A 23,805-nucleotide genomic window follows, 5' to 3' on the forward strand; every position below is an offset into this window, starting at 1 on the left:
CGACGGCCTTCTTGGCGGCCCGCTTGCGCGGGGCCTTCGGGGCCTCGACCGCGGGGGTCTCGACGGCCGGGGTCTCGACGACGGCCACCGGCTCGACGGCCTTCTTGGCGGCCCGCTTGCGCGGGGCCTTCGGGGCCTCGACCGCGGGGGTCTCGACGGCCGGGGTCTCGACGACGGCCACCGGCTCGGCGACCTTCTTGGCGGCCCGCTTGCGCGGCGCCTTCGGGGCCTCGGCGGTCTCCGCGGTCTCGGTCGCCGCCACGGCGACGGCCTTCTTGGCGGCCCGCTTGCGCGGGGCCTTCGGCGCCTCGGCCGCGGGGGCCGGGGTCTCGACGGCGGGGGCCTCGACGACCGGGGTCTCGACGACCGGGGCCTTCGGGGCCTCGATCACCGTGACGGCCTCGACCGTCGCGGTGGACGTGACCGGGCTGGTCGCCTTACGGGTCGCCCGACGACGCGGCCGGGGAGCCGCCTCCTCGACCGGCGCGGGCGCCACGGAAGCCTCCGGGGCCGCGGGGGCCTCGGCGACCACCGCGCCCGGGCTGGTGGCCGGCCGGGTGGCACGGCGCCGGGCCCGGGGAGCCGGGGACGTCTGGGCCGGCACGGAAGCCTCCGCCACCGGGGCGGCGACGACCGGCTCGGCGGCCTGGGCCGCGGCAGCGGCGACGACGGGCTCGGCGGCCTGCGCCGGGACCGGGGTCGGGGCCGAGGCGGTGGCCTTGCGGGTCACCCGACGCCGGGGCGCCTTGGACTCGTCGGCGGCCGGGGCGGCCGGGGCCTTGGGGGCCTCGACCGGCTGGGCCGTCTGGGCCGGGACGGTGGCGGTACGGCGGTCGGCGGCGAGCGCCGCGGCGGCCGTCTCGACCGTCTGGAAGGTCACCGTGTCCTCGGCCGGACGCGGCCGGGTACGACGCCGACGCGGCGCCGGGGCCTGAGCCTCGACCGGGGCGGCGGCGACGGGAGCGCTGCTCTCGGCACGCCCGCCACGCCCCCGGCGCCGACGCGGCCTCGCCTCGGCCGGAGCCTCGGCGGACCGGAACTCGGCGACCGGAGCGGACGCGGCCGGGGCCTTGGCGACGGGAGCCTCGGCCGTGCGGGCCTTGGCGGCCGGGGCCTCGGCGGCGCGGGGCGCGGCGGCCGGAGCCTCCGTGACCGGGGCCTCGACCGTGCGGGTCTCGGCGGCGCGCGGCTCGGCCTTCGGCGCGACGGCCTCCGCCACCGGGGCGGCGGCGGCCGGCTCGGCGGCCGGGGCCTGGGTCACGCCGGCGACCGGCACGCCCGTCTGGCCCGTGGCGCGGGTGCGACGGCGGCGGCGCGGGGTGCGCGGCGTGGTCGCCTCGGCGGGAGCGGCGGCCTCGGCGGCCGTGCCGGACCCGGCCGGCGTCGCCGCCGGCGTCTCCACCGCGGTACCGGCCTCGGGACCGGACTCGGAGCCGCCACGGGTGCGGCGCCGCTGGCGCGGGGTCCGGGCGCGCTCGGGGCGCTCCTCGACCTTCTCCTGCTTGTCGTTGCGCGGGCCGCGGGCCCGACGGCCGCCCGGCTCGCCCAGGTCCTCCAGCACCTCGGCGCCGAGACCGGCGCGGGTCCGCTCGGCGCGCGGCAGGATGCCCTTGGTGCCCTCGGGGATGTCCAGCTCGGCGTAGAGGTGCGGGGAGCTGGAGTAGGTCTCGACCGGGTCGTTGAAGTCCAGTTCGAGCGCCTTGTTGATCAGCTGCCAGCGCGGGATGTCGTCCCAGTCGACCAGCGTGATCGCCGTACCGCTCGCGCCCGCGCGGCCGGTGCGGCCGATGCGGTGCAGGTAGGTCTTCTCGTCCTCGGGGGACTGGTAGTTGATGACGTGCGTGACGCCCTCGACGTCGATGCCGCGGGCGGCCACGTCGGTGGCGACGAGCACGTCGACCTTGCCGTTGCGGAAGGCGCGCAGCGCCTGCTCGCGGGCGCCCTGGCCGAGGTCGCCGTGGACCGCGCCGGAGGCGAAGCCGCGACGCTCCAGCTGCTCGGCGATGTCGGCCGCCGTGCGCTTCGTACGGCAGAAGATCATCGCGAGTCCGCGGCCACGGGCCTGCAGGATGCGCGAGACCATCTCGGGCTTGTCCATGGAGTGCGCGCGGTAGACGCGCTGCGTGATGTTCTTGTGGGTCGCGCCCTGGTCGTCCGGCTCGGTGGCGCGGATGTGCGTGGGCCTCGCCATGTAGCGGCGGGCCAGGCCGATGACGGCGCCCGGCATGGTCGCCGAGAACAGCATGGTCTGGCGCTTCGCCGGAAGCATGTTGATGATCTTCTCGACGTCGGGCAGGAAGCCCAGGTCGAGCATCTCGTCCGCCTCGTCCAGGACCAGGGCCCTGACGTGGGAGAGGTCGAGCTTGCGCTGGCCGGCCAGGTCGAGCAGGCGGCCGGGGGTGCCGACGATGACGTCGACGCCCTTCTTCAGCGCCTCGACCTGCGGCTCGTACGCACGGCCGCCGTAGATGGCGAGGACGCGCACGTTGCGCACCTTGCCGGCGGTCAGCAGGTCGTTGGTGACCTGCTGGCACAGCTCACGGGTGGGGACGACGACGAGCGCCTGCGGGGCCTCGGTCAGCTGCTCGGGCGTCGCCCGGCCGGCCTCGACGTCCGCGGGGACCGTCACGCGCTCCAGGATGGGGAGGCCGAAACCGAGGGTCTTGCCCGTGCCGGTCTTGGCCTGGCCGATGACGTCGGTGCCCGAGAGGGCGACCGGGAGGGTCATCTCCTGGATGGGGAAGGGGGAAACGATGCCGACGGCTTCCAGGGCCTCGGCCGTCTCGGGAAGAATCCCGAGGTCTCGGAACGTAGTCAGGGAACTGCCTCTTCTGTGAGACGCGGCGCGAGGCGAACGCTGGGGGTCGTACCGTGCCGGATCACTTCCGGTCAGGCCTTGAAGGCCGTGACCGGGTGGCGCGGGACCACTGCCGTCGCTCGAGCGTCGTGCCGCTGAGGGACCCCTCGGCGGGTGCGCCGGAAGGGTTGTCGGGCCGGAGCCGATCGGGCCACCGACCGGGCATCCTCATTCATGAGTCGGCCCACCGGGTACGTCCGAACGTGCGAAAGCATGTCCGCATACTCAGCAGGCGCATTACCACTGTACCCCGGAATCGCGCATGTGTGTTGGGAGAATTCGAGACGAGGCCACGGTCACAGTCACTGACCAGCGCCCGGGCGGGGTGCGGGAGCGGGCTATTGTGCGCTCCATGGAGACGCCCGACAACGCCACACCCACCGGTATCGCCGCCCAGGACTGGGCCACGGCCTCCGCCGTGCCGCAGTACCGCGCCGCCGTGATCGACCTGCTCGGCGCCCTCGCCTACGGCGAGCTGGCCGCCTTCGAGCGGCTCGCCGAGGACGCCAAGCTGGCGCCGACCCTCGGGGACAAGGCGGAGCTGGCGAAGATGGCCTCCGCCGAGTTCCACCACTTCGAGCGGCTGCGCGACCGGCTCGCCGCCGTGGACGCCGAGCCGACCACGGCGATGGAGCCGTTCGCCAAGGCACTGGACGACTTCCACCGGCTGACCGCCCCGTCGGACTGGCTGGAGGGCCTGGTCAAGGCCTACGTGGGCGACTCGATCGCGAGCGACTTCTACCGCGAGGTCGCGGCCCGCCTCGACTCCGACACCCGCGGCCTGGTGCTGTCCGTGCTCGACGACACCGGGCACGGCAACTTCGCCGTGGAGAAGGTCCGCGCCGCGATCGACGCCGACCCCCGTGTCGGCGGCCGGCTCGCGCTGTGGGCCCGCCGGCTGATGGGCGAGGCGCTCTCGCAGGCCCAGCGTGTGGTGGCCGAGCGCGACGCGCTGTCGACGATGCTGGTCGGCGGCGTGGAGGGGATGGCCGCGGGCTTCGACCTGGCCGAGGTCGGCCGGATGTTCTCCCGGATCACCGAGGCGCACACCAAGCGGATGGCCGCGCTGGGCCTGGCGGCCTGACGCCTCGCGGGTCGTGACCGGGGCCGGCGGGCGTCCCGGTCAGCCCGCCGCGGCTGATCGGCGCAGGCGCCGTGAGGCCGGGCGGACGAGCAGCGAGAGCAGCACCGCCGCCACCGCGACCGCGCCGGTCAGGGTGGCGAGGAAGTGGCCGGGGCCCAGGGCCCCGTGGGTCACCAGGGCGCCGAAGACCGCGCCGAGCGAGCCCGTGACGAGGACGGTGCCCCGTGCGGGGAGGCGGTCGGGCAGCCGGAGCACGGCGGCCCAGGCCAGGGCGAAGCCGAGCAGGGCGGAGCCGAGAGCTTCCAGGAACACGGCGGATCACCTCGCGTGCGGGGCGGGGCGGGCAGTTCGGTCACAGCCGTCCTACCCGGCGGGGCCGGAACACAATCCTCCCCGTACCCCCTGACGTGGGCATACGAAAGGCCCGGTGGATCCTGTCCACCGGGCCTTCCGCCGTTCTCGTCGCTCAGAGCGCGCCGAAGCCCACCCGGCGGACCTCGGGCTCACCGAGCTCGACGTACGCGATCTTGTCGGCCGGAACGAGGACCTTGCGGCCCTTCTCGTCCGTCAGGCTGAGCAGCGGCGTCTTGCCGGCCAGCGCGTCGGCCACCGCGCTCTCGACGTCCTCGGCGGACTGCCCGCTCTCCAGAACGATCTCCCGGGGTGCGTACTGCACGCCGATCTTGACCTCCACGGCTATGTCCCTCCGAACGGTCGGCTGTGCGCGGGATACCGCGCCGTACGCTGCACACATTAGCCCGGTGAGGCGACGCGTACGGCGCAGCCGCCGCACGCCAGGAGCGAACAGACGGCGCGTCGCGGGCGGATCGGGGTCAGTGCCCCTCGGCGCTCAGCTGTCCGTCCACCGGGTGCAGCGGGAAGCCCGCGATGCCGCGCCAGGCGAGCGAGGTCAGCAGCGCCACGGCCTTGTCGCGGGGGACCGGGGACTCGCTGGAGAGCCAGTAGCGGGCGACGACCTGGGAGACGCCGCCGAGGCCGACGGCGAGCAGCATCGACTCGTCCTTGGCCAGGCCGGTGTCCTCGGCGATGACCTCGGAGATCGCCTCGGCGCACTGGAGGCTCACCCGGTCGACGCGCTCGCGCACGGCCGGCTCGTTGGTGAGGTCGGACTCGAAGACCAGCCGGAAGGCGCCGCCCTCGTCCTGCACGTACGCGAAGTAGGCGTCCATGGTGGCGGCCACCCGCAGCTTGTTGTCCGAGGTGGACGCCAGGGCGGTGCGGACCGACACGAGCAGCGCCTCGCAGTGCTGGTCGAGCAGGGCGAGGTAGAGCTCCAGCTTGCCCGGGAAGTGCTGGTAAAGGACCGGCTTGCTGACGCCGGCCCGCTCGGCGATGTCGTCCATGGCGGCCGAGTGGTACCCCTGGGCGACGAACACCTCCTGGGCCGCGCCGAGGAGCTGGTTGCGTCGGGCACGGCGCGGCAGGCGCGTGCCCCGAGGGCGTGCTGCCTCTGTCTGCTCGATGGCGCTCACGCCGCCTCCAAATATCGATCCATGCGCGCATTGGCGTCGCGCCGCCATCGTACTTTTGGGTAACCCGGCTGTGTGTGGTGCGAACGCAGAATTTCACGGACCGGACGCCCAGGGCGAGAGTGGATTCACGATCGAGGGGAACGGGACGCCGGGAGCCGGCCCGCCGACCCGCCTCCTCACGCGCCTCGACGGGCGACGCGCGGCGCACCGCGCCGTCGCCGCGGTCAGCGGTAGTCGTCCTCGTCGAGGGCCACCACCCGGGTCTGCTCCACGGCGTCCGCGTCGTCGGCCGACTCGTGCGCGAGCCGGGGGAGCGGCTCGTCCTCGCGCTGCTGCAGCTCGGCGTGCTGCTCGGCCGCGTCGGCCTCCGGGATCTCCTCGTCGAGCACGACGTCCTCCAGCTCGGCGAACGTGTCCGGCTCGGTCGGGTCGGCAGTCATGCGGTTCCTTCCGGCGCTGACGGGGGTCCGCGGGTCCTGGCGGGTCCTGCCTGATGACCCTCTTCTTCGAGCGTAGGAGCTCCTCGGGCCCGCCGCACCCGATCCTGTGACGCCACCCACACGCGCCCGGGCGTGATCGTCTCGTAATATCGCTGCCATGTCCTCGACCGAGCTGCCGGAAACCCGGACCGCCGCATCGCCCGCGACCCGGTCGCGCACCGTCCGGGTCGCCGACGGCGAGGAGCTGCGCTCCGTCGCGCTGCCCGGCCTCACGCTGACCGTCCGCGCCCGGCCCGGCACGACGCCCGGTCTGCCGCCCGCGCTGTACGTGCACGGCCTCGGCGGCTCCTCGCAGAACTGGTCGGCCCTGATGCCGCTGCTCGCCGACCTCGTCGACGGCGAGGCGCTCGACCTGCCCGGCTTCGGCGACTCGCCGCCGCCGGACGACGGCGACTACTCCGTGACGGGGCACGCCAGGGCCGTCATCCGCTACCTGGACGCCGCCGGCCGCGGCCCCGTGCACCTGGTCGGCAACTCGCTGGGCGGCGCGGTCGCCACCCGGGTCGCCGCCGTCCGGCCGGACCTGGTCCGCACCCTGACACTGGTCTCCCCGGCGCTGCCCGAGCTGCGCGCCCAGAAGACCGCCTGGCCGACCGTGCTGCTCGCGGTGCCCGGCGTCGCCCCGCTGTTCGCCCGGCTCACCGAGGGGTGGACGGCGGAGCAGCGGGTCCGCGGGGTGCTGTCGCTCTGTTACGGGGACCCCGGCCAGGTCACCGACGAGGGCTTCCGGCACGCCGTCGAGGAGATGGAGCGGCGCCTGGAGCTGCCGTACTTCTGGGACGCGATGGCCCGTTCCTCGCGCGGCATCGTCGACGCCTACACGCTGGGCGGCCAGCACGGTCTGTGGCGGCAGGCGGAGCGGGTGCTCGCGCCGACGCTGCTCGTGTACGGCGGGCGCGACCAGCTCGTGTCGTACCGGATGGCGCGCAAGGCCGCCGCGGCGTTCCGCGGCTCGCGGCTGCTCACGCTCCCGGAGGCCGGGCACGTGGCGATGATGGAGTATCCGGAGACGGTCGCCACCGCCGTGCGGGAGCTGATCACCGATGCCGGCGAAGCGGCGTCGGCCGAGGGCGGGAGCTGAACCGGACCGTGGGACGACATAGTCGCAAGGGGCCCGCCGCGCCGGTGACCGACACCGGGCAGCGGGAGACGACGGGGCCGGGGCCGGGGACGGGGCGACGCAGGCGGGGCGCGGGGCAGCAGCCCGGACACCCGGGCGCGTACGACACGCCGACGCACGGCACCCCCCGCCACCAGGGCCCGTACGACCCGGCCGCCGACCCCTTCGTACGCGGCGGGCACCCGGTCCACGACGAGCGGGCCGCGCCGCCCGCCCGCTATCCGTACCCGCCCGCGGCGCCCGCCGCGCCCGCGGCCCCCTTCATCCCCGCGCCGCGCCGTGAGACGCCTCCCGCCCGGGAGGCGCAGGTCGCGCCGGCCGGGCCCGTCGCGCGGACCCGCGCACGGCAGGCGGTCCGGGCCGGCGGGCTCGGCCGCACCCTCACCGGCATCGCCGCGGCGGCCATCACCACGGTCCTCGCGATCGTCGTCGCCGGCCAGGTCGCCGAGGGCGAGAAGGACGGGACGCCGCAGTCCCGTTCGGCCGACGGCTCCGCGGACCGGGCCGACGCCGCGCACCAGGCGTCCCGCTCCGACGCCCGGGACGCGCCGGCCCGGGACGACACGCCGGCGAAGCCGGTGCCGGCCGCGCCGCCCACGTACGAGCAGCTGATGGCCCGGCAGTTCCCGATCGACCCGAAGCTGAAGGGCTCGGCGGAGTTCGCGCCCGTCCCCGGCTTCGACAAGGCGCCGGGCAAGGGCCGCAAGATCCGCTACCGGGTCGACGTCGAGAAGGGCCTCGGCCTCGACGGGGCGCTCTTCGCGCAGGCCGTGCAGAAGACCCTCAACGACCGGCGCAGCTGGGCCGGTGACGGCGAGATGACCTTCGAGCGGATCTCCACCGGGGAGCCGGAGTTCGTCGTCACCCTGGCCAGCCCGGGGACCACCGGCGAGTGGTGCAAGAAGTCCGGCCTGGACACCACCGTCGACAACGTGTCCTGCGACTCCGCCTCCACCCAGCGCGTGATGATCAACGCCTTCCGCTGGGCGCAGGGGTCGGTGACCTTCGGCCCGAAGGCGATGCACGCCTACCGGCAGATGCTCATCAACCACGAGGTCGGGCACCGCCTCGGGCACGGGCATGTGAGCTGCGGCACGCGGGGCGCGCTCGCCCCGGTGATGCAGCAGCAGACGAAGTCCCTGGACATCGACGGCATCAAGTGCCGGCCCAACCCGTGGGTCCACCCGGGGAGTTGACGGAAGGCCGGGCCGGCCGAAGCGCCGACTGTCCGACATGTGGGACAGCTGTCTCATAAACGCCCGGATGCGCGTTGACATCGTTCTGGCGTTCGTCCATATTTCTCGGCATGTCGCCCCGCCACGCCGTTTCCGATCGCGCCGCCCTTGAGCTGGCGCTCTTCGGCGTGACCGGACACGCGGTCGCCGACATCCTCTGTCGCTGACGCAGCCCGCGCGCTCGTCGGCCTTCTCGCATCGCCGCCCCCTCTTTTCGCGCCCGGGCCGTTCCCCGACCCGCAGGCGCGTGTTCCCCCTTCCCGAGCGTTCTCGGCGACGGCTGTGCCGTGCCTGCGGAAATCCCTTGCCGTTTCCGGCAGTTCACCGCAGTTCACTCCGAGAGGCTCCCTTCCCATGCGTCAACCGTCCGTCATCTCGCGCCGCGCGGCAGCGGCCGCCGTCAGTCTCGTCCTGGCCTCGGGCGCCGTCGCCTGCGCCGGACCTCAGGACACCGGTGGAAAGGGCGCCTCCGGCACGACCGAGGGCGGCCCGCGCAAGGGCGGCACCCTCACCGTCCTGAACGTTGAGGCGCAGGAGGACTTCGACCCGGCCCGCCTCTACACCTCCGGCGGCGGCAACGTCCCCTCGCTCGTCTTCCGCACCCTCACCACCCGCAACCGCGAGGCGGGCGCCGCCGGCACCGAGGTCGTCCCCGACCTCGCCACCGACACCGGCCGCCCCAACAAGGACGCCACCGAGTGGACGTACACCCTCAAGGACGGGCTGAAGTTCGAGGACGGCACGCCCATCACCAGCGCCGACATCAAGTACGGCATCGAGCGCTCCTTCGCGGCCGAGCTCTCCGGCGGCGCCCCCTACCTGCGTGACTGGCTCGTCGGCGGCGACACCTACCAGGGCCCCTACAAGGACAAGAAGGGCCTCGTGTCGATCGTCACCCCCGACGCGAGGACCATCGTCTTCAAGCTGAAGAAGCCCGAGGGCGAGTTCCCCTTCGTCGCCACCCAGACCCAGTTCGCCCCCGTCCCGAAGGCCAAGGACACCGGCGCCGCCTACGAGCAGCACCCCGTCTCCTCCGGCCCGTACAAGGTCGTGAAGAACGAGAACGACGGCCAGCGCCTCGTCCTCGACCGCAACCCGCACTGGGATCCGAAGACGGACGCCGAGCGCAAGGCCTACCCCGACACGATCGACGTCAAGTCGGGCCTGGACGAGGCCGTCATCAACCAGCGGCTCTCCACCTCCGCGGGCGCCGACGCCGCCGCCGTCACCACCGACACCAACCTCGGCCCGGCCGAGCTCGCCCAGGTCGGCTCCGACAAGGCGCTCGCGGCCCGCGTCGGCACCGGCCACTTCGGCTACACCAACTACCTCGCCTTCAACCCGAAGGTGAAGCCCTTCGACAACCCGAAGGTGCGCCAGGCGATCTCCTACGCCATCAACCGCACCAGCGTCGTCAACGCGGCCGGCGGCTCCGCCCTCGCCGAGGCGGCCACCACCTTCCTGCCCGAGCAGAAGTCCTTCGGCTACACGCCGTACGACCACTTCCCGGCCGGCAAGACCGGCGACCCGGAGAAGGCCAAGCAGGTCCTCAAGGAGGCCGGCTACCCGAACGGCCTGACCGTCACCCTGCTGCACTCCACCGCGCAGAACCGCGCCACCAGCCCCGAGGTCGCCACCGCCGTCCAGGAGGCCCTCGCCAAGGCCGGCATCACCGTCAAGCTGGACGGCCAGGAGCCCAACTCCTTCAACGAGAAGCGCTGGAGCGTCAAGAACGCCCCCGGCTTCTTCCTCTCCCGCTGGGGTGCCGACTGGCCGGCCGGCGGCCCGTTCCTCGCGCCGATCTTCGACGGCCGCCAGATCGTCACCAACGGCTCCAACTACAACCACGCGCAGCTGAACGACCCGGCGGTCAACCAGGAGATCGACGAGATCAACAAGCTGACCGACCTCAAGGCCGCCGCCGCCCGCTGGGGCGCCCTGGACAAGAAGATCGGCGAGCAGGCGCTCGACGTGCCGCTCTTCCACCCCGTCTACAAGCGCCTGGTCGGCAAGGACATCAAGAACGTCGTCATCAGCGACTGGACCGGCGTCCTCGACATCTCGCAGGTCGCGGTCAAGTGACCTCGCTCCGCTCCCCGTCCGACGTGTCGGCGCCCGCGGCGGTCACCCCCGCCACGGGCGCCGCCCGGCAGCTGTGGCGGCGGCTCCGCACCCGGCCCTCCGCCGTCGCGGCCGCCGCCGTGCTCGCCCTGCTCGTCCTGCTGGCCCTCGCCGCCCCGCTGCTCGCGGCCCTCGCGGGCCAGGACCCCCACACGTACCACGACGACCTCGTGGACTCCGCCCGCGGCGGCGTCCCGTACGGCTCCTTCGGCGGGATCAGCGCCGACCACTGGCTCGGCGTCGAACCCGGCACCGGCCGCGACCTGTTCGTCCGGCTCCTGTACGGCGCCCGGATCTCCCTGCTCGTCGCCGTCGGCGCCACCGCCGTGCAGATCCTCATCGGACTGCTCATCGGCCTCGCCGCCGGACTCGGCAGCCGCTGGGTCGACGCCGTCCTGAGCCGGATCACCGACGTGTTCGTCGCCCTGCCGTTCCTCGTCCTCGCGATCGCGCTCACCGCGGTCGTGCCGCGCGACTTCCCGCGCCCGCTGCTGCTGATCCTGGTCATCGGCCTGCTCGGCTGGGCCGGCACCTCCCGGATCGTGCGCGCCCAGACCCTCACCCTCAAGAGCCTCGACTTCGTCGCCGCCTCCCGGCTGGCCGGCTCGGGGCGCGGGCGGACCGCCCGGCGCGAACTGATCCCCTCGCTGGCCGCGCCCGTCATCACCTACGCCGCGATCCTCGTCCCCACCAACATCGTCGTCGAGGCATCGCTCTCCTTCCTCGGCGTGGGCGTCACCCCGCCCACCCCGTCCTGGGGGCAGATGCTGTCCACCGCGCAGACCTGGTTCCGCGCCGACCCGGCGTACGTCCTGCTGCCCGCCGGACTGCTCTTCGTGACCGTGCTCGCCTTCACCGTGCTCGGCGACGCCGTCCGGACGGCCCTGGACCCGCGCGAGGCCGGCCGCCTCGCCGTGGGCACCGCCCGCGCCCAGCGGGCCCGCAAGGAGAAGACCTCATGACCCGCTACCTCCTGAAGCGGCTCGCGGGCGCCGCCCTCGTCCTGCTCGTGCTGTCGGTCCTCGTCTACGGGCTGTTCTACCTGCTGCCCGGCGACCCGGCCCGGCTCGCCTGCGGCGAACGCTGCAACCCGCAGCAGATCGCCCAGGTCCGCGAACAGCTCGGCCTGAACGACGGCGTCCTCGTGCAGTACCTGCACTTCCTCCAGGGCGTCGTGACCGGCCGCGACTACTCCACCGGCACCGCGCTCACCCACTGCGACGCGCCCTGCCTCGGCCTCTCGTACCAGAACGACCAGCAGGTCACCCAGCTCATCCTGGAGCGACTGCCCGCCACCGCCTCCCTCGCGCTCGGCGCCATGGTCATCTGGCTCGTCGTCGGCGTCGGCACCGGTCTGCTCTCCGCGCTGCGCCGCGGCGGACTCACCGAACGCACCCTGACCGTGGTCACCCTCGCCGGCACCGGCACGCCCGTCTTCATCCTGGGCCTGCTCCTGCTCATGGTGGTCTGCGCCTACCTCCAGTGGCTGCCCTTCCCGACCTACGTGCCGCTCGGCGAGGACCCCGAGCAGTGGGCCTGGAACATGCTGCTGCCCTGGCTCACCCTCGGCTTCTTCGAGTCCGCGAAGTACGCCCGGATGACCCGCAGTTCCACCCTGGAGACCCTCGCCGAGGACCACATCCGCACCTTCCGCGCGTACGGCGTGGGGGAGCGGGCCGTCGTCACCCGGCACGCCCTGCGCGGAGCCGTACCGCCGGTGATCGCGCTCAGCGCGCTCGACCTCGGCACGATGTTCGGCGGAGCCGTGCTCACCGAGTCGCTGTTCGGCATCCCCGGTCTCGGCAAGACCCTCATCGACTCCGTCCGGCACATCGACCTGCCGGTGGTCGTGGGCGTCGTGCTCCTCATGGGGGTCGCCGTGGTCGTCGCGAACGTCGTCGCCGACCTCCTCTACGCGCTCGCCGACCGAAGGGTGGCCCTGACATGAGCGTCCCCGACCCGCAGCTCCCCGACACCGGCGCCCCGCTGGTCACCGTCGACGGCCTCACCGTCGAGTTCGAGGGCGGCGTACGCGCCGTGGACGAGCTGTCGTTCACCCTGGACGCCGGCCGCGCGCTCGCCCTCGTCGGCGAGTCCGGCAGCGGCAAGTCCACCGTGGCCGGCGCCCTCCTCGGCCTGCACCACGGCACGGGCGCCCGCGTCGGCGGCACGGTCACCGTCGGCGGCATCGACGTCGACACCGCCGGACCGGCCGAACTGCGCCGGCTGCGCGGCGGCGTGGCCGCCATGGTCTTCCAGGACCCGCTCTCCGCGCTCGACCCGTACTACGCCATCGGCGACCAGATCGCCGAGGTGTACCGGATCCACCACCAGGGCTCCCGGAAGGCCGCCCGCGCCCGCGCGGTGGAGGTGCTCGACCGGGTCGGCATCCCCGACGCCACCCGCCGCGCCCGCTCCCGCCCGCACGAGTTCAGCGGCGGCATGCGCCAGCGCGCCCTCATCGCGATGGCCCTCGCCTGCGCGCCCCGCCTCCTCGTCGCCGACGAACCCACCACCGCACTCGACGTCACCGTCCAGGCCCAGATCCTCGACCTGCTCCACGAGCTGCGCCGCGAGACCGGCACCGGCCTGCTGCTCGTCACCCACGACGTGGGCGTGGCCGCCGAGAGCGTGGACGAGGTCCTGGTCATGCGCGGCGGACGCGAGGTCGAACGCGGGCCGGTGGCCCGGGTGCTCGGCGCTCCCGAGCGGCCCTACACCCGCGAACTCCTCGCCGCCGTGCCCCGCCTCGACGGGCCGGCCCGACGCCCGGCCACCGTCCCCGCACCCGCCGCACCCGCGGCACCCACGGCACCCGCCGAACCCGCCGCCCCGGCCCGTCCGGCGCCGGGCGAGGTGCTGCTCGAAGCCGTCGACCTGCGCCGGGAGTTCGGGCGCGGAAAGGACCGGTTCACCGCCGTCGACGGCGTGTCGCTGACCGTGCGCGCCGGGGAGACGCTGGGCGTCGTCGGCGAGTCCGGCAGCGGCAAGACCACCCTGGGCCGGATGCTGGTGCGGCTCCTCGACCCGACGTCCGGCGGACTCCGTTACGGGGGTACGGAGATCGGCGGCCTGTCCGAGAAGGAGCTGCGCCCGCACCGGCGGGAACTCCAGATGGTGTTCCAGGACCCCGTCTCCTCGCTCAACCCGCGCCGCTCGGTGGGCGAGTCCGTCGCCGACCCGCTGCGGGTGGCGGGCGGCCTGTCCGACGCGCGGATCCGGGACCGGGTGCGCGGACTCCTCGACCGGGTGGGGCTCGACCCCGACCGCTACGACGCCTACCCGCACGAGTTCAGCGGCGGCCAGCGCCAGCGCGTCGGCATCGCCCGCGCGCTCGCCGCCGAACCCCGCCTGATCGTCTGCGACGAGCCCGTCTCGGCCCTCGACGTCACCACCCAGGCCCAGGTCACGGCGCTGCTCGCGGACCTCCAGGCCGAACTCGGCCTGGCGCTCGTCTTCATCGCCCACGACCTGTCCGTGGTCCGGCAGGTCAGCGACCGGGTGGCCGTCATGCGCGCCGGCCGGATCGTCGAACAGGGCACCGTCGACGCGGTGTACGGCAGCCCCGAGGACCCGTACACCCGGCGCCTCCTGGCGGCCGTCCCCTCGCTCGACCCGGTGCTCGCGGCGGACCGCCGGGAGCGGCGCCGGACCCTCGGCAAGGAGCTGGCCGCAGCCTGACCGAGAGTGACCGACACATCCCGTAGCGCCACGGAACGCTACCGGGGTGGGAAAGTTACGTGCATTCACCCCTTCCGGTGGCGCGACGGACAACCGTCCATCGCGCCACCGGCATATCCGCTTACGTTCTTCCCGCTGCGGGTCACCGGACCGAGAGGTGACCGCCGTCACGGGAGAACGGGGGTGTGCACATGCGGATCGGACTGCTCACGGAAGGTGGCTATCCGTACGCCACGGGTGAGTCCGGACTCTGGTGCGACCGGCTCGTGCGCGGCCTCGCCCCGCACGAGTTCGACGTCTACGCCCTCAGTCACGACGCCCGCCACGAGGCCGCCGGCCGGCTGCCCCTCCCGCCCAACGTCCGCGAGGTGCGCATCGCCTCGCTCTGGGCCCCCGAGGACGACGGACGGAGCCACGGCCGCCGCGAACGCCGCCGCTTCGAGGCCGCCTTCCGCGAACTCGCCGCCGGGCTCTGCGCCGACCGGCCGCTCGCGGCGGACGACGCTGCCGGAGCCGGAGCCGGAGCCGGAGCCGGAGCCGGAGCCGGAGCCGGGGCCGGAGCCGGGGCCGGTGCCTCCGACCGGGGGCCCCGGACCGCCGGGGCCGGCGAGAGACCCGGGCGCGGCCCCGTCGCCGGGGAGCCCTGGGGCGGCCGGGCCGACGGCGCCGCCGCCGCGGACGCCCCCGAGCGGTTCGCCGCCGGGCTCTACGGGCTCGCCGAACTCGCCCGCTCCCACGGCGGACTGCGCGCCGCGCTCCGCTCCGAGACCGCCGTGCGCGTCCTGGAGTCCGCGGGCCGGGCCCCCGGAGCGCGCCGCGGCCTGGCCGCCGCCACCGTCCCCGACCACCTCGCCTTCCTCGACCGGCTGGAGCGCGCCCTGCGCCCGCTCTCCCTCGACTGGTACGACGAGGAGGGCGCGGGCCTCGGCCGGGCCGACCTCTGCCACGCCGCCTCCGCCGGGGCCGCGGCGCTCCCCGGCCTCCTGGCCAAACGCTTCTTCGGCACCCCGCTGCTCGTCACCGAGTACGGCGTCCAGCTGCGCGCCCACTACCTCGCCGCCGCCGACGCCCCGCTCGCCACCCCGGTCCGCGCCCTCCTCGCCGCCTTCCACGGCCGGCTCGCCGGCGAGGTCTACCGCCAGGCCGCCCTCCTCACCCCCGGCAACGCCCACGCCCGCCGCTGGCAGGAACGGTGCGGCGCCGACCGGGCCAAGCTGCGCACCGTCCACCCCGGCATGGCCGCCGAACGCTTCGCCGAGGCCGGCGAGGACGAGGAGAGCGGCGACCCGGCGACCCTCTCCTGGATCGGCCGCGTCGAGCCCGCCAAGGACCTCATCGCCCTGCTGCACGCCTTCGCCGACGTCCGCCGCCGCCAGCCCGACGCCCGGCTGCGGATCATCGCCGCGCCGGTCCGCGAACCCGGCGCCGCCGCGTACCTCGCGCACTGCCGCAACCTCGCCGAACAGCTCTTCCCCGACGAGGCCGCCGGCCGGCACGCCATCGGCGAGAACCCCGTCTCCTTCGAGGAGCTGGGCGGCGCCGAGGCCCCGACCCTGGAGGAGGCCTACGCCTCCAGCGCCGTCGTCGTCCTGTCCAGCGTCGTCGAGGGCTTCCCCGTGAGCCTCGTCGAGGCGATGTTCTGCGCCCGTGCCACCGTCTCCACCGACGTCGGCGCGGTCGTCGAGGTCATCGGCGGCACCGGACTCGTCGTCCCGCCGCGCAACCCCAAGGCCCTCGCCGACGCCTGCCTCGCGCTGCTCCGCGACCCCGAGCGCCGCCACCGGCTGGGCGCCGCCGCCCGCGCCCGCGCCCTGGAGCTCTTCACCGTCGAACAGAACCTCGCGGCGTTCCGCGGCATCTACCTCGAACTCCTCTCCCGCGCACCGGTGTGCCGACGCACGGCCCGGGCCGTGCCCTTCGCGCACCCCGCGGAGGCGTACGTGCCGGGCAGCTGGGCCGACCAGCCCGTCACCGCCGCGGCCGGCCCGGGAGACACCGATGTCTGAAGGAGGCACCCCCATGCGCGGCCCCGCCGCACCCACCAGTCCAGGTCCCTGGGACCCCCGCTCCGAAGCCCTGCTCCGGCTCGCCGCCCCGGCCGCGTTCGCCTCGCCGGTCCCGGCCGGCCCCGCCGAGGCGACGGGGCAGCCCGCTCCCGCGCTCGGCCCCCGGGCCCCCCGGCGCGCCACCGCCGACCCCGTCAAGGCCCTGATGCACCGCCACCGCGAGCTGTGCGAACGGGCCGTCGACCCGCTGGAGATCGCCGCCGGACTCGAAGCCCACGGCGTCACCGACCGCACCGCCGCGCGCTTCCGGCACCGCGACGTCTTCTCGCTCGCCGAGGAGCTGTACGCCCGCGTGCCCCGCGGCGACTCCGCACCCGCCCGCCCCGCCCCCGAGACGGCCGCCCCCGGCGCGACGGCGGCCTGGGCGCTCGCCGCCTGCGCCCCCGGCGCCGTCGCCGCGCTCGGCACCGCGGGCCTCGTCCTCACCCAGGGGGCGCTGCGCGGCGCGGTCGGCGCGCTCGGGGCCCTCGGCCTCGCCGCCGCCCTCCTCGTCGCCGTCCGCCGCGGCCCCCTGCGCGCCGACGGGCGCACCGCGCCCGCCGCCCGGCTCTGGACCCTCTGGCTGCTCGCCTACGCGGTGGCCGGCGACGGCCTCCTCGACCAGCTCCTGACCGGCGGCCCCGACGGCGCCTGGAGCCTCGGCACCCCCGGCACCGCCGCCCCGGCCGACGGCGCCTGGCTCCTCGACACCGGCCCCCTGCTCGCCCTCGCCGTGGCCGTCGCCCCCGCCGCCTGGTGCGCCCGGCTCTTCGCCGTCCGCGCCCGTCGCCGGCTCGCCGCCAGCCGCGGCCTGGCCGACTTCGCGGCGGGCGTCCGCCCCCTGCTGCTCTCCACGGTCGCCCTGCCCCTCGTCCTGCTCGCCGGGCTCCTCGCCCTCACCGGCTTCAGCCCCGGCGCGCTCGCCCTCGGCGCCCTGCTGCTGCTCGCCCGGCTGCTCGCCGTGCACGGGCTGCCCGAGACCGCCGCCCACGGCCTCGCCGCCGCCTGTGCCGCCGAGGCCCTCTCCCTCGCCCTCGTCCTCGCCGCCCGGCTCCCGGGCTGCGGCTTCCTCGACGCCCCGGTCCGCGCCGCCGCCGACACCTGGGGACCCGCCGCCGTGCCCGCGCTCGCGTGCGGCGCCGCGGCCCTCGTCCTCCTGGCACACGCCACCACCGCACTCTCCCGGGCCTCGGCGCACGCCACCGCCCGCTGATCCCCGGCGCACCCGCGGAGCCGACGCCGCGGGCGTCCCCCCTTACCTGGACCATCCCAAGGAGACCCAAGAGACATGACGCGCCAACCCGACACCACGGCCGGTCGGCACGAAGGGGCCGCACGATGAGGGTGCTGCTGCTCGGAGCCAACGGATTCATCGGCCGCTTCGTCGCCGACCGGCTGCTCGCCGACCCGGCGGTGCACCTCACCGCCCTCGGCCGCGGCGACGACGCCGACGTACGGTTCGACCTCGCGACCGGCAGCCCCGGCGCCCTGACCCGCTTCCTCGACGCCGTCCACCCCGGAGTCGTCGTCAACTGCGCGGGTGCCACCCGCGGCGGGGCCCGCGAGCTGACCCGGCACAACACCGTCGCCGTCGCCACCGTCTGCGAGGCCCTGCGCCGCAGCGGCTGCGGCGCCCGGCTGGTCCAGGTCGGCTGCGCCTCCGAGTACGGGCCCAGCCAGCCCGGCTCGTCCACCGCCGAGGACGCCGTGCCCCGCCCCGGCGGCCCGTACGGCGTGTCCAAGCTCGCCGCGACCGAACTCGTCCTCGGCTCGGGACTGGACGCCGTCGTCCTGCGGGTGTTCTCGCCGGTCGGCCCCGGCACCCCGGCGGGCTCCCCGCTCGGCCGGCTCGCCGAGGCCATGCGCCGGGCCATGCAGGCCGGCGACGGCGAACTCAAGCTCAGCGGTCTGGGCGTGCAGCGCGACTTCGTGGACGTGCGGGACGTCGCCCGCGCCGTCCACGCCGCCTCGCTCTCCGCCGCCCAGGGCGTCGTCAACATCGGCACCGGGCGCGCGGTCCGGCTCCGGGACGCCGCCGCCGTCCTCGCCCGCGTCGCCGGATTCGCCGGCACGCTGCACGAGCTGGACGGGCCGCCGCCGCGCCCGGTCATCGGCGCCCCGCGCACCGAGACCATCGCCGAACAGCTCGCCGCCGCCCCCTTCCCGTACCCCGACGGCTGCGGGCCCTGGCAGCAGGCCGACGTGCGCACCGCCCGCGACCGGCTCGGCTGGCGGCCGCGGATCAACCTGGAGGAGTCGCTGGCGGACATCTGGATGGAGGCGGCATGCCGCATCTAGCCGCCACCGGCACGGCCCTGGCGATGGGCGTGGGCGTGCCCGGCTACGCCCACCCGCTGCTCGCCCCCGTCGAGTGGGCCGAGCTCACCCGCCCCGGCACCCCCGTGCACTGGGCCGTCCTCAACGTGGCGGAGGGGCCGGGCGCCCGGCCCGACCCGCACTGCCTGGAGGCCGCGGGGAGGCTGCGCAACACGGGCGTCCGGGTGCTCGGCCACATCGACCTGCGGCACGGCTCGCGCCCCTTCGGCGAGGTCGTCTCGGACGCCCAGCGCTTCCTCGACTGGTACCGGGCCGACGGCTTCTACCTGGACCGGGCCCCCGCCGACCGGGCCGACCTGCCGGCGGTGCGGCGGATCGCGGCGACGCTGGAGGCGCTGCTCGACGGGGAGCGGGGGAACCGGGGCGCCCACCTCGTGCTGGGCCACGGCACCCACCCGTACCCCGGTTACGCGGAGGTGGCCGACCAGTTGGTCACCTTCTCCGGGGCCTGGACGGACTACCGCTGGTCGCAGGTGGCGGAGTGGACGGCGGACTACCCGGCGGGGAAGTTCGTCCACCTCGTCCACGGGGTGCCCCGGACGCATCTGGAGGAGGCCCTGCGGATCGCCCGCTGGCAGGGCGCGGCGACGGTCTTCTTCACCGACCGCCGGGGCCGGCCGGGACAAACCGACCAATTCCACACCCTGCCCGGCTACTGGGACGAAATCGTCTCGCGTATCGGACGGGGTGTCTCGGAATGAGGAGGGGCGTGGCAGTGTTGTCGACAGCACCACCGTAGTGAAATACCGACCAGAGTATTGATGAGGTCTCCGTGTCGCTGCCACCCCTGGTCGAGCCGGCTGCCGAGCTCACCGTTGACGAGGTCCGCAGGTACTCCCGCCACCTGATCATCCCCGACGTCGGGATGGACGGGCAGAAGCGGCTCAAGAACGCGAAGGTGCTCTGTGTGGGCGCGGGCGGCCTCGGCTCGCCCGCCCTCATGTACCTGGCCGCGGCCGGTGTCGGCACGCTCGGCATCGTGGAGTTCGACGAGGTCGACGAGTCGAACCTGCAGCGCCAGATCATCCACAGCCAGGCGGACATCGGCCGTTCCAAGGCCGCGTCCGCGAGGGACTCGGTCCTCGGCATCAACCCGTACGTGAACGTGATCCTCCACGAAGAGCGGCTCGAGGCCGACAACGTGATGGACATCTTCAGCCAGTACGACCTGATCGTCGACGGCACCGACAACTTCGCGACCCGGTACCTGGTCAACGACGCCTGTGTGCTGCTCAACAAGCCGTACGTCTGGGGCTCGATCTACCGCTTCGACGGCCAGGCCTCGGTCTTCTGGTCCGAGTACGGCCCCTGCTACCGCTGCCTCTACCCGGAGCCCCCGCCGCCGGGCATGGTCCCCTCCTGCGCCGAGGGCGGCGTGCTGGGCGTGCTGTGCGCGTCCATCGGCTCCATCCAGGTCACCGAGGCCATCAAGGTCCTGGCCGGCGTGGGCGACCCGCTGGTCGGCCGCCTGATGATCTACGACGCCCTGGAGATGCAGTACCGCCAGGTCAAGGTCCGCAAGGACCCCGGCTGCGCGGTCTGCGGCGAGAACCCGACCGTCACCGAGCTCATCGACTACGAGGCCTTCTGCGGCGTTGTGTCCGAGGAGGCCCAGGAGGCGGCGCTCGGCTCGACGATCACTCCCAAGCAGCTCAAGGAGTGGATCGACGACGGCGAGAACATCGACATCATCGACGTCCGCGAGCCGAACGAGTACGAGATCGTCTCGATCCCCGGCGCGCGTCTGATCCCGAAGAACGAGTTCCTGATGGGCACCGCCCTCCAGGACCTCCCGCAGGACAAGCGGATCGTCCTGCACTGCAAGACGGGTGTCCGCAGTGCGGAAGTCCTCGCCGTGCTCAAGGCCGCGGGCTTCGCGGACGCCGTGCACGTCGGCGGCGGCGTGATCGGCTGGGTCCACCAGATCGAGCCCGAGAAGCCGGTCTACTAGGACCGCACCGAGACAGCCGGAAGGGCCCGGACCTCGTACGTACGAGGTCCGGGCCCTTCCGTGTCCGCCGGGCCGCCCGCGCGTCAGGAGCAGGTCGTCCCGTACGCGGGGACCTTCCCGTTCAGCAGGTACGCGTCGGCCGTCCGCGTCACGCACGCCGAGGAGCCGTACGCCCCGTGCCCCTCGCCCCGGTTGCTGACGAGCACCCCGACCCCCTCGCCCAGCGCCTTCGCCATCCGCTCGGCGCCCTCGTACGGGGTGGCCGGGTCGCCGGTGGTGCCGACGACCAGGACCGGGGCCGCGCCCGGCGCGCTCGCGTCCATGACCGTCGTCGCGCCCTTCACCGGCCAGTCCGCGCACCAACCGGCCGTGTCCCAGGCGAGGAAGGGGCCGAACACCGGCGACAGGCGACGGAACTCCGGCAGCAGCGCGCGGGCCTGGTCCAGGGTCGGCCGCTCGGCGGAGTCCGCGCAGGAGATCGCGCGCTGCGCGTGCGACTGGGTGGAGTAGTGGCCGCTCGTGTCGCGGTCGTTGTACCAGTCGGCGAGCGCGAGGAGTTCCGCGCCCGAGCCGCCCTCCGCCTTGGCGAGCGCCGAGGTGAGCAGCGGCCAGCTCTGCTTCGAGTACAGCGGCATCACCACGCCGGTCAGGGCGAGCGATTCGGTCAACCGCCGGTCGCCGACCGCGAGCGGCCGCCGGTCGAGGCGCTCCAGGAGCCGGACGATCCGCCGGGTGCCGGCCTCGGGGTCCTGCCCGGTGGACTTCAGGTAGTTGTCCAGGGCCCGCTGGAAGCCGATGGTCTGGTTCCGGGCATGGCCGACCGAGTCCGCCGTCGGGTCGACGACGGCGTCGAGCACCATCCGGCCGACGTCGCGGGGGAACAGGTGCGCGTAGGCGGCGCCGAGCTGCGTCCCGTACGAGATCCCGAAGTAGTGCAGCACGCGGTCCCCGAGCACCTGCCGGATCAGGTCCATGTCGCGGGCGGTGTTGTCGGTCGTCGTGTACGGCAGCACCGTGCCCGAGCGGCGGGCACAGCCCCGCCCGAAGTCGACGGCGTCGGCGCGGAACGCCCGCTCCTCGGCGGCGGTCTCGGGCGTGGCGTCGACCGCGCGCTCGGCGCGCGCCTGCTCCGCGTCGTCCCGGCACACCACGCCCGCGCTGCGCGAGACTCCGCGCGGGTCGAACGACACCAGGTCGTAACGGGTGTTGAGGGCGGTGTACTCGGCGGCTCCGCGCGGCAGGGTGTCGACGCCCGAGCCGCCGGGGCCGCCGAAGTTGAACAGTAGCGAACCGATCCGGGCCTCCTTGGAGCCGGCCTCCTTGCGGATCAGGGCGATCGGGACGGTGGTCCCGGTGGGCGCGGCGTAGTCGAGCGGGACCCGCACGGTCGCGCACCGCCAGTCCGAGCCGGGCGCCTCGCCGCCCTCGGGGGCCGCGCAGCGCTTCCATTCGAGGCGCTGCCCGGTGAGCGAGGCGGGCAGCCCGCCGGACGGCTTCGCGGCGCCGCCGGCCGGGGGAGCGGGGGCGGAAGTGGTGGGCGGGGCGCTCGGCGGGGCCTGGCCGCCGGGGCCCGCGCACCCGGCGGCGAGGATCCCCACGAGGGCGAGGACCGTGCCCCCGGCCCGCCTGCCTATGCCCGCACCCGACATGAACGACCCCCCGTGATCCGTACCGGACCGCCATCGTAGGCGGCGGGCCCGCGCCTACTGGCAGACGGTCCCGGAGGCCGGCACCTTGCCGTCCAGGAGGTACGCGTCGGTGGCGCCCTTCACGCAGGCGTTGCCGCTGCTGTAGGCGCCGTGGCCCTGCCCCTTGTACGTCAGCTCCACGCCGACGCCCGGGCCGAGGGCGTCGACCATCGAGCGGGCGCCCGCGTACGGGGTGGCGGGGTCGCCGGTGTTGCCGATGACCAGGATCGGGGCGGAACCGGCGGCGGCCACGTTCGGGTGCTCCCAGGCGCCGGGCACCGGCCACTGGGCGCAGCTGGACAGGGCCCAGGCCATGAAGTCGCCGAAGACGGCGGAGGCCTGACGGAACTCCGGGACGCGCTCCTTGGCCTGCGCCAGTGTGTAGCGCTGCTTGAAGTCCACGCAGTTGATGGCCGCGTTGGCGGCCTGGATGTTGCTGTAGTTCCCGGTCTGGTTGCGCCCGTTCATCGAGTCGGACAGGGCGAGCAGCAGGGCGCCGTTGCCGCCGTCGGCCTCGTCGAGCCCCTGCTCCAGATAGGGCCAGAACTCCTTCGAGTACAGGGCCTGCGCGATGCCGTTGGTGGCCTGGGTCTGGGTGAGCATCCGGTCGCCGATGCCGGGGATCGGCTTCTTGTCGAGCTGGGCGAGCAGGTCGGTGATGAACGCCTCGATCCCGGCGACGCTGTCGCCGGGCAGCACGCAGGCGTCGCCCCGGTCCACGCAGTCCTTGGCGAAGTTGTCGAGCGCCAGCTGGAAGCCCTTGGTCTGCCCGAGCGCGCCTTCCTCGACGCCGGCGGCCGGGTCGACGACGGCGTCGAACACGGCGCGCCCCACGTTCTTCGGGAAGAGGTGGGCGTAGACGCCGCCGAGCTCGGTCCCGTACGAGATGCCGAAGTAGTGCAGCTTGTCGTCGCCGAGGACCCGCCGCATCAGGTCCATGTCGCGGGCGGCGTTCTCGGTGCCGACGTGGGGGAGTTCGGGTCCCGCGCCCTTCTCGCAGCCGTCCGCGTACTTCTTCTGCGCCTCGTCCAGGGTGCGCTCCTCGGCCGCGTCGTCGGGCGTGAAGTCGAGGGCGTAGTAGGCGTCGAGCTCCTTGTCGCTCGCGCACTCGACGGGGTCGCTGCGGCCGACGCCGCGCGGGTCGAAGGAGACCAGGTCGTAGCGGGAGCGCAGCGACTCGAAGTCGGAGGCGAAACTGGGCAGCCCGGTGACGCCGGAGCCGCCGGGCCCGCCGAAGTTGAACACCAGCGACCCGATCCGGCGCTGCTGGTCCCGCGCCTTGGCCCGGATCAGGGCCAGGTCGACGGTGTCGCCGTCGGGCTTCGCGTAGTCGAGGGGCGCGGTCATGAACGTGCACTCCCACTTCGCGCCGTCCGGCAGCGGTGACGGCGCGGGCCCGCCGCCCTCGGCCGGGGACGGCGGCAGGCACGGGGACCACTCCAGCTGCTGCGCGGCCAGCCGGTCGAGCCCCGAGGGCCCGCTGGACGCCGGGGGCACGGCACCCGAGTCGCCGCCGTCCGAGCACCCGGCGGCGAGGAGCACGGTGGTCGCGGTGAGCAGGGCGGCGCGCTGAGCTGCGGAGATCGGCATGGACCCATCGTGAGCCGCCCGCCGACCCCCCGCGCGGGAGGTGGTCCAAGCGGGTGGCACCCGGCGGGCGGCTCCGGCGTCCCGCCGCCGGAGCCGTTCCGGA

20 protein-coding genes are annotated in these 23,805 nt (G+C 74.6%); 13 read left to right on the forward strand and 7 right to left on the reverse strand.

Annotation, left to right across the window (positions count from 1 at the left end; all coding sequences use genetic code 11):
- On the reverse strand, positions 1 to 2,728 hold a 2,728-nt coding region (locus AB0Q96_RS27500), incomplete at its 3' end, for a DEAD/DEAH box helicase (RefSeq protein WP_365329999.1).
- 481 nt (positions 2,729 to 3,209) lie between these two features.
- Between AB0Q96_RS27500 and AB0Q96_RS27505 the strand changes: the two genes are divergently transcribed.
- The gene (locus tag AB0Q96_RS27505) at positions 3,210 to 3,941 is read left to right on the forward strand and encodes a ferritin-like fold-containing protein (RefSeq protein ID WP_365330001.1); all 732 of its coding nucleotides are present in this window, start codon (positions 3,210 to 3,212) and stop codon (positions 3,939 to 3,941) included.
- A 39-nt stretch (positions 3,942 to 3,980) separates the two neighbouring features.
- Here the strand turns inward: AB0Q96_RS27505 and AB0Q96_RS27510 are convergent, their stop codons facing one another.
- From AB0Q96_RS27510 to AB0Q96_RS27525, 4 genes are all read right to left on the reverse strand, one after another.
- Positions 3,981 to 4,253 carry a hypothetical protein gene (locus tag AB0Q96_RS27510; RefSeq protein WP_365330003.1) on the reverse strand — a complete coding sequence of 91 codons (273 nt, stop codon included), beginning with the start codon at positions 4,251 to 4,253 and terminating at the stop codon, positions 3,981 to 3,983.
- Positions 4,254 to 4,407: 154 nt separating this feature from the next.
- Positions 4,408 to 4,635, reverse strand: coding sequence for a DUF3107 domain-containing protein (locus tag AB0Q96_RS27515; RefSeq protein ID WP_329423793.1), 228 nt, complete (start codon positions 4,633 to 4,635; stop codon positions 4,408 to 4,410).
- A 139-nt stretch (positions 4,636 to 4,774) separates the two neighbouring features.
- Entirely contained in the window at positions 4,775 to 5,434 is a 660-nt protein-coding gene (locus AB0Q96_RS27520; RefSeq protein ID WP_365330005.1) for a TetR/AcrR family transcriptional regulator, read from the reverse strand.
- A gap of 224 nt (positions 5,435 to 5,658) precedes the next feature.
- Entirely contained in the window at positions 5,659 to 5,874 is a 216-nt protein-coding gene (locus AB0Q96_RS27525; RefSeq protein ID WP_365330007.1) for a hypothetical protein, read from the reverse strand.
- A gap of 157 nt (positions 5,875 to 6,031) precedes the next feature.
- On the opposite strand from AB0Q96_RS27525, the gene AB0Q96_RS27530 reads away from it, so the two are divergent.
- From AB0Q96_RS27530 to moeZ, 12 genes are all read left to right on the forward strand, one after another.
- Entirely contained in the window at positions 6,032 to 7,015 is a 984-nt protein-coding gene (locus tag AB0Q96_RS27530; RefSeq protein ID WP_365330009.1) for an alpha/beta hydrolase, read from the forward strand.
- 44 nt (positions 7,016 to 7,059) lie between these two features.
- Positions 7,060 to 8,250: a DUF3152 domain-containing protein gene (locus AB0Q96_RS27535; protein ID WP_365330010.1), complete on the forward strand. Its 1,191-nt coding sequence runs from the start codon at positions 7,060 to 7,062 to the stop codon at positions 8,248 to 8,250.
- Between the two features lie 110 nt (positions 8,251 to 8,360).
- Positions 8,361 to 8,456: an Ms4533A family Cys-rich leader peptide gene (locus tag AB0Q96_RS27540; RefSeq protein ID WP_329423803.1), complete on the forward strand. Its 96-nt coding sequence runs from the start codon at positions 8,361 to 8,363 to the stop codon at positions 8,454 to 8,456.
- A 187-nt stretch (positions 8,457 to 8,643) separates the two neighbouring features.
- Positions 8,644 to 10,371 (forward strand): ABC transporter substrate-binding protein, encoded by a 1,728-nt coding sequence (locus AB0Q96_RS27545; RefSeq protein WP_365330012.1) that lies wholly within the window; start codon positions 8,644 to 8,646, stop codon positions 10,369 to 10,371.
- A gap of 23 nt (positions 10,372 to 10,394) precedes the next feature.
- The gene (locus AB0Q96_RS27550; protein WP_365330223.1) at positions 10,395 to 11,372 is read left to right on the forward strand and encodes an ABC transporter permease; all 978 of its coding nucleotides are present in this window, start codon (positions 10,395 to 10,397) and stop codon (positions 11,370 to 11,372) included.
- Positions 11,369 to 12,358, forward strand: a complete 990-nt coding sequence (locus AB0Q96_RS27555; protein WP_365330014.1) for an ABC transporter permease — start codon at positions 11,369 to 11,371, stop codon at positions 12,356 to 12,358. The genes AB0Q96_RS27550 and AB0Q96_RS27555 overlap by 4 nt, the downstream gene beginning before the upstream one ends.
- Positions 12,355 to 14,091: an ABC transporter ATP-binding protein gene (locus AB0Q96_RS27560; protein WP_365330016.1), complete on the forward strand. Its 1,737-nt coding sequence runs from the start codon at positions 12,355 to 12,357 to the stop codon at positions 14,089 to 14,091. Before AB0Q96_RS27555 ends, AB0Q96_RS27560 begins: the two co-directional genes overlap by 4 nt.
- 191 nt (positions 14,092 to 14,282) lie before the next feature.
- Positions 14,283 to 16,097: a DUF3492 domain-containing protein gene (locus AB0Q96_RS27565; RefSeq protein WP_365330018.1), complete on the forward strand. Its 1,815-nt coding sequence runs from the start codon at positions 14,283 to 14,285 to the stop codon at positions 16,095 to 16,097.
- 13 nt (positions 16,098 to 16,110) lie between these two features.
- The gene (locus tag AB0Q96_RS27570) at positions 16,111 to 17,349 is read left to right on the forward strand and encodes a hypothetical protein (RefSeq protein ID WP_365330020.1); all 1,239 of its coding nucleotides are present in this window, start codon (positions 16,111 to 16,113) and stop codon (positions 17,347 to 17,349) included.
- A 125-nt stretch (positions 17,350 to 17,474) separates the two neighbouring features.
- On the forward strand, positions 17,475 to 18,434 hold the full coding sequence (locus AB0Q96_RS27575; protein ID WP_046910969.1) for an NAD-dependent epimerase/dehydratase family protein: 960 nt from the start codon (positions 17,475 to 17,477) through the stop codon (positions 18,432 to 18,434).
- Entirely contained in the window at positions 18,422 to 19,174 is a 753-nt protein-coding gene (locus AB0Q96_RS27580) for a spherulation-specific family 4 protein (protein WP_365330022.1), read from the forward strand. Before AB0Q96_RS27575 ends, AB0Q96_RS27580 begins: the two co-directional genes overlap by 13 nt.
- 71 nt (positions 19,175 to 19,245) lie before the next feature.
- Positions 19,246 to 20,424 carry an adenylyltransferase/sulfurtransferase MoeZ gene (gene moeZ / locus AB0Q96_RS27585; protein WP_329423816.1) on the forward strand — a complete coding sequence of 393 codons (1,179 nt, stop codon included), beginning with the start codon at positions 19,246 to 19,248 and terminating at the stop codon, positions 20,422 to 20,424.
- An 83-nt stretch (positions 20,425 to 20,507) separates the two neighbouring features.
- On the opposite strand, the gene AB0Q96_RS27590 is transcribed toward moeZ, so the two are convergent.
- A complete protein-coding gene (locus tag AB0Q96_RS27590; RefSeq protein WP_365330024.1) occupies positions 20,508 to 22,073 on the reverse strand; it encodes an alpha/beta hydrolase in 1,566 nt (521 codons plus the stop codon).
- Between the two features lie 54 nt (positions 22,074 to 22,127).
- Complete coding sequence (locus AB0Q96_RS27595; protein WP_365330026.1) at positions 22,128 to 23,702, reverse strand: alpha/beta hydrolase; 1,575 nt, start codon at positions 23,700 to 23,702, stop codon at positions 22,128 to 22,130.
- Positions 23,703 to 23,805 lie beyond the last annotated feature (103 nt).

The sequence above is a fragment of the Streptomyces sp. NPDC093111 genome (genome assembly GCF_040683955.1).
GTDB lineage: Bacteria > Actinomycetota > Actinomycetes > Streptomycetales > Streptomycetaceae > Streptomyces.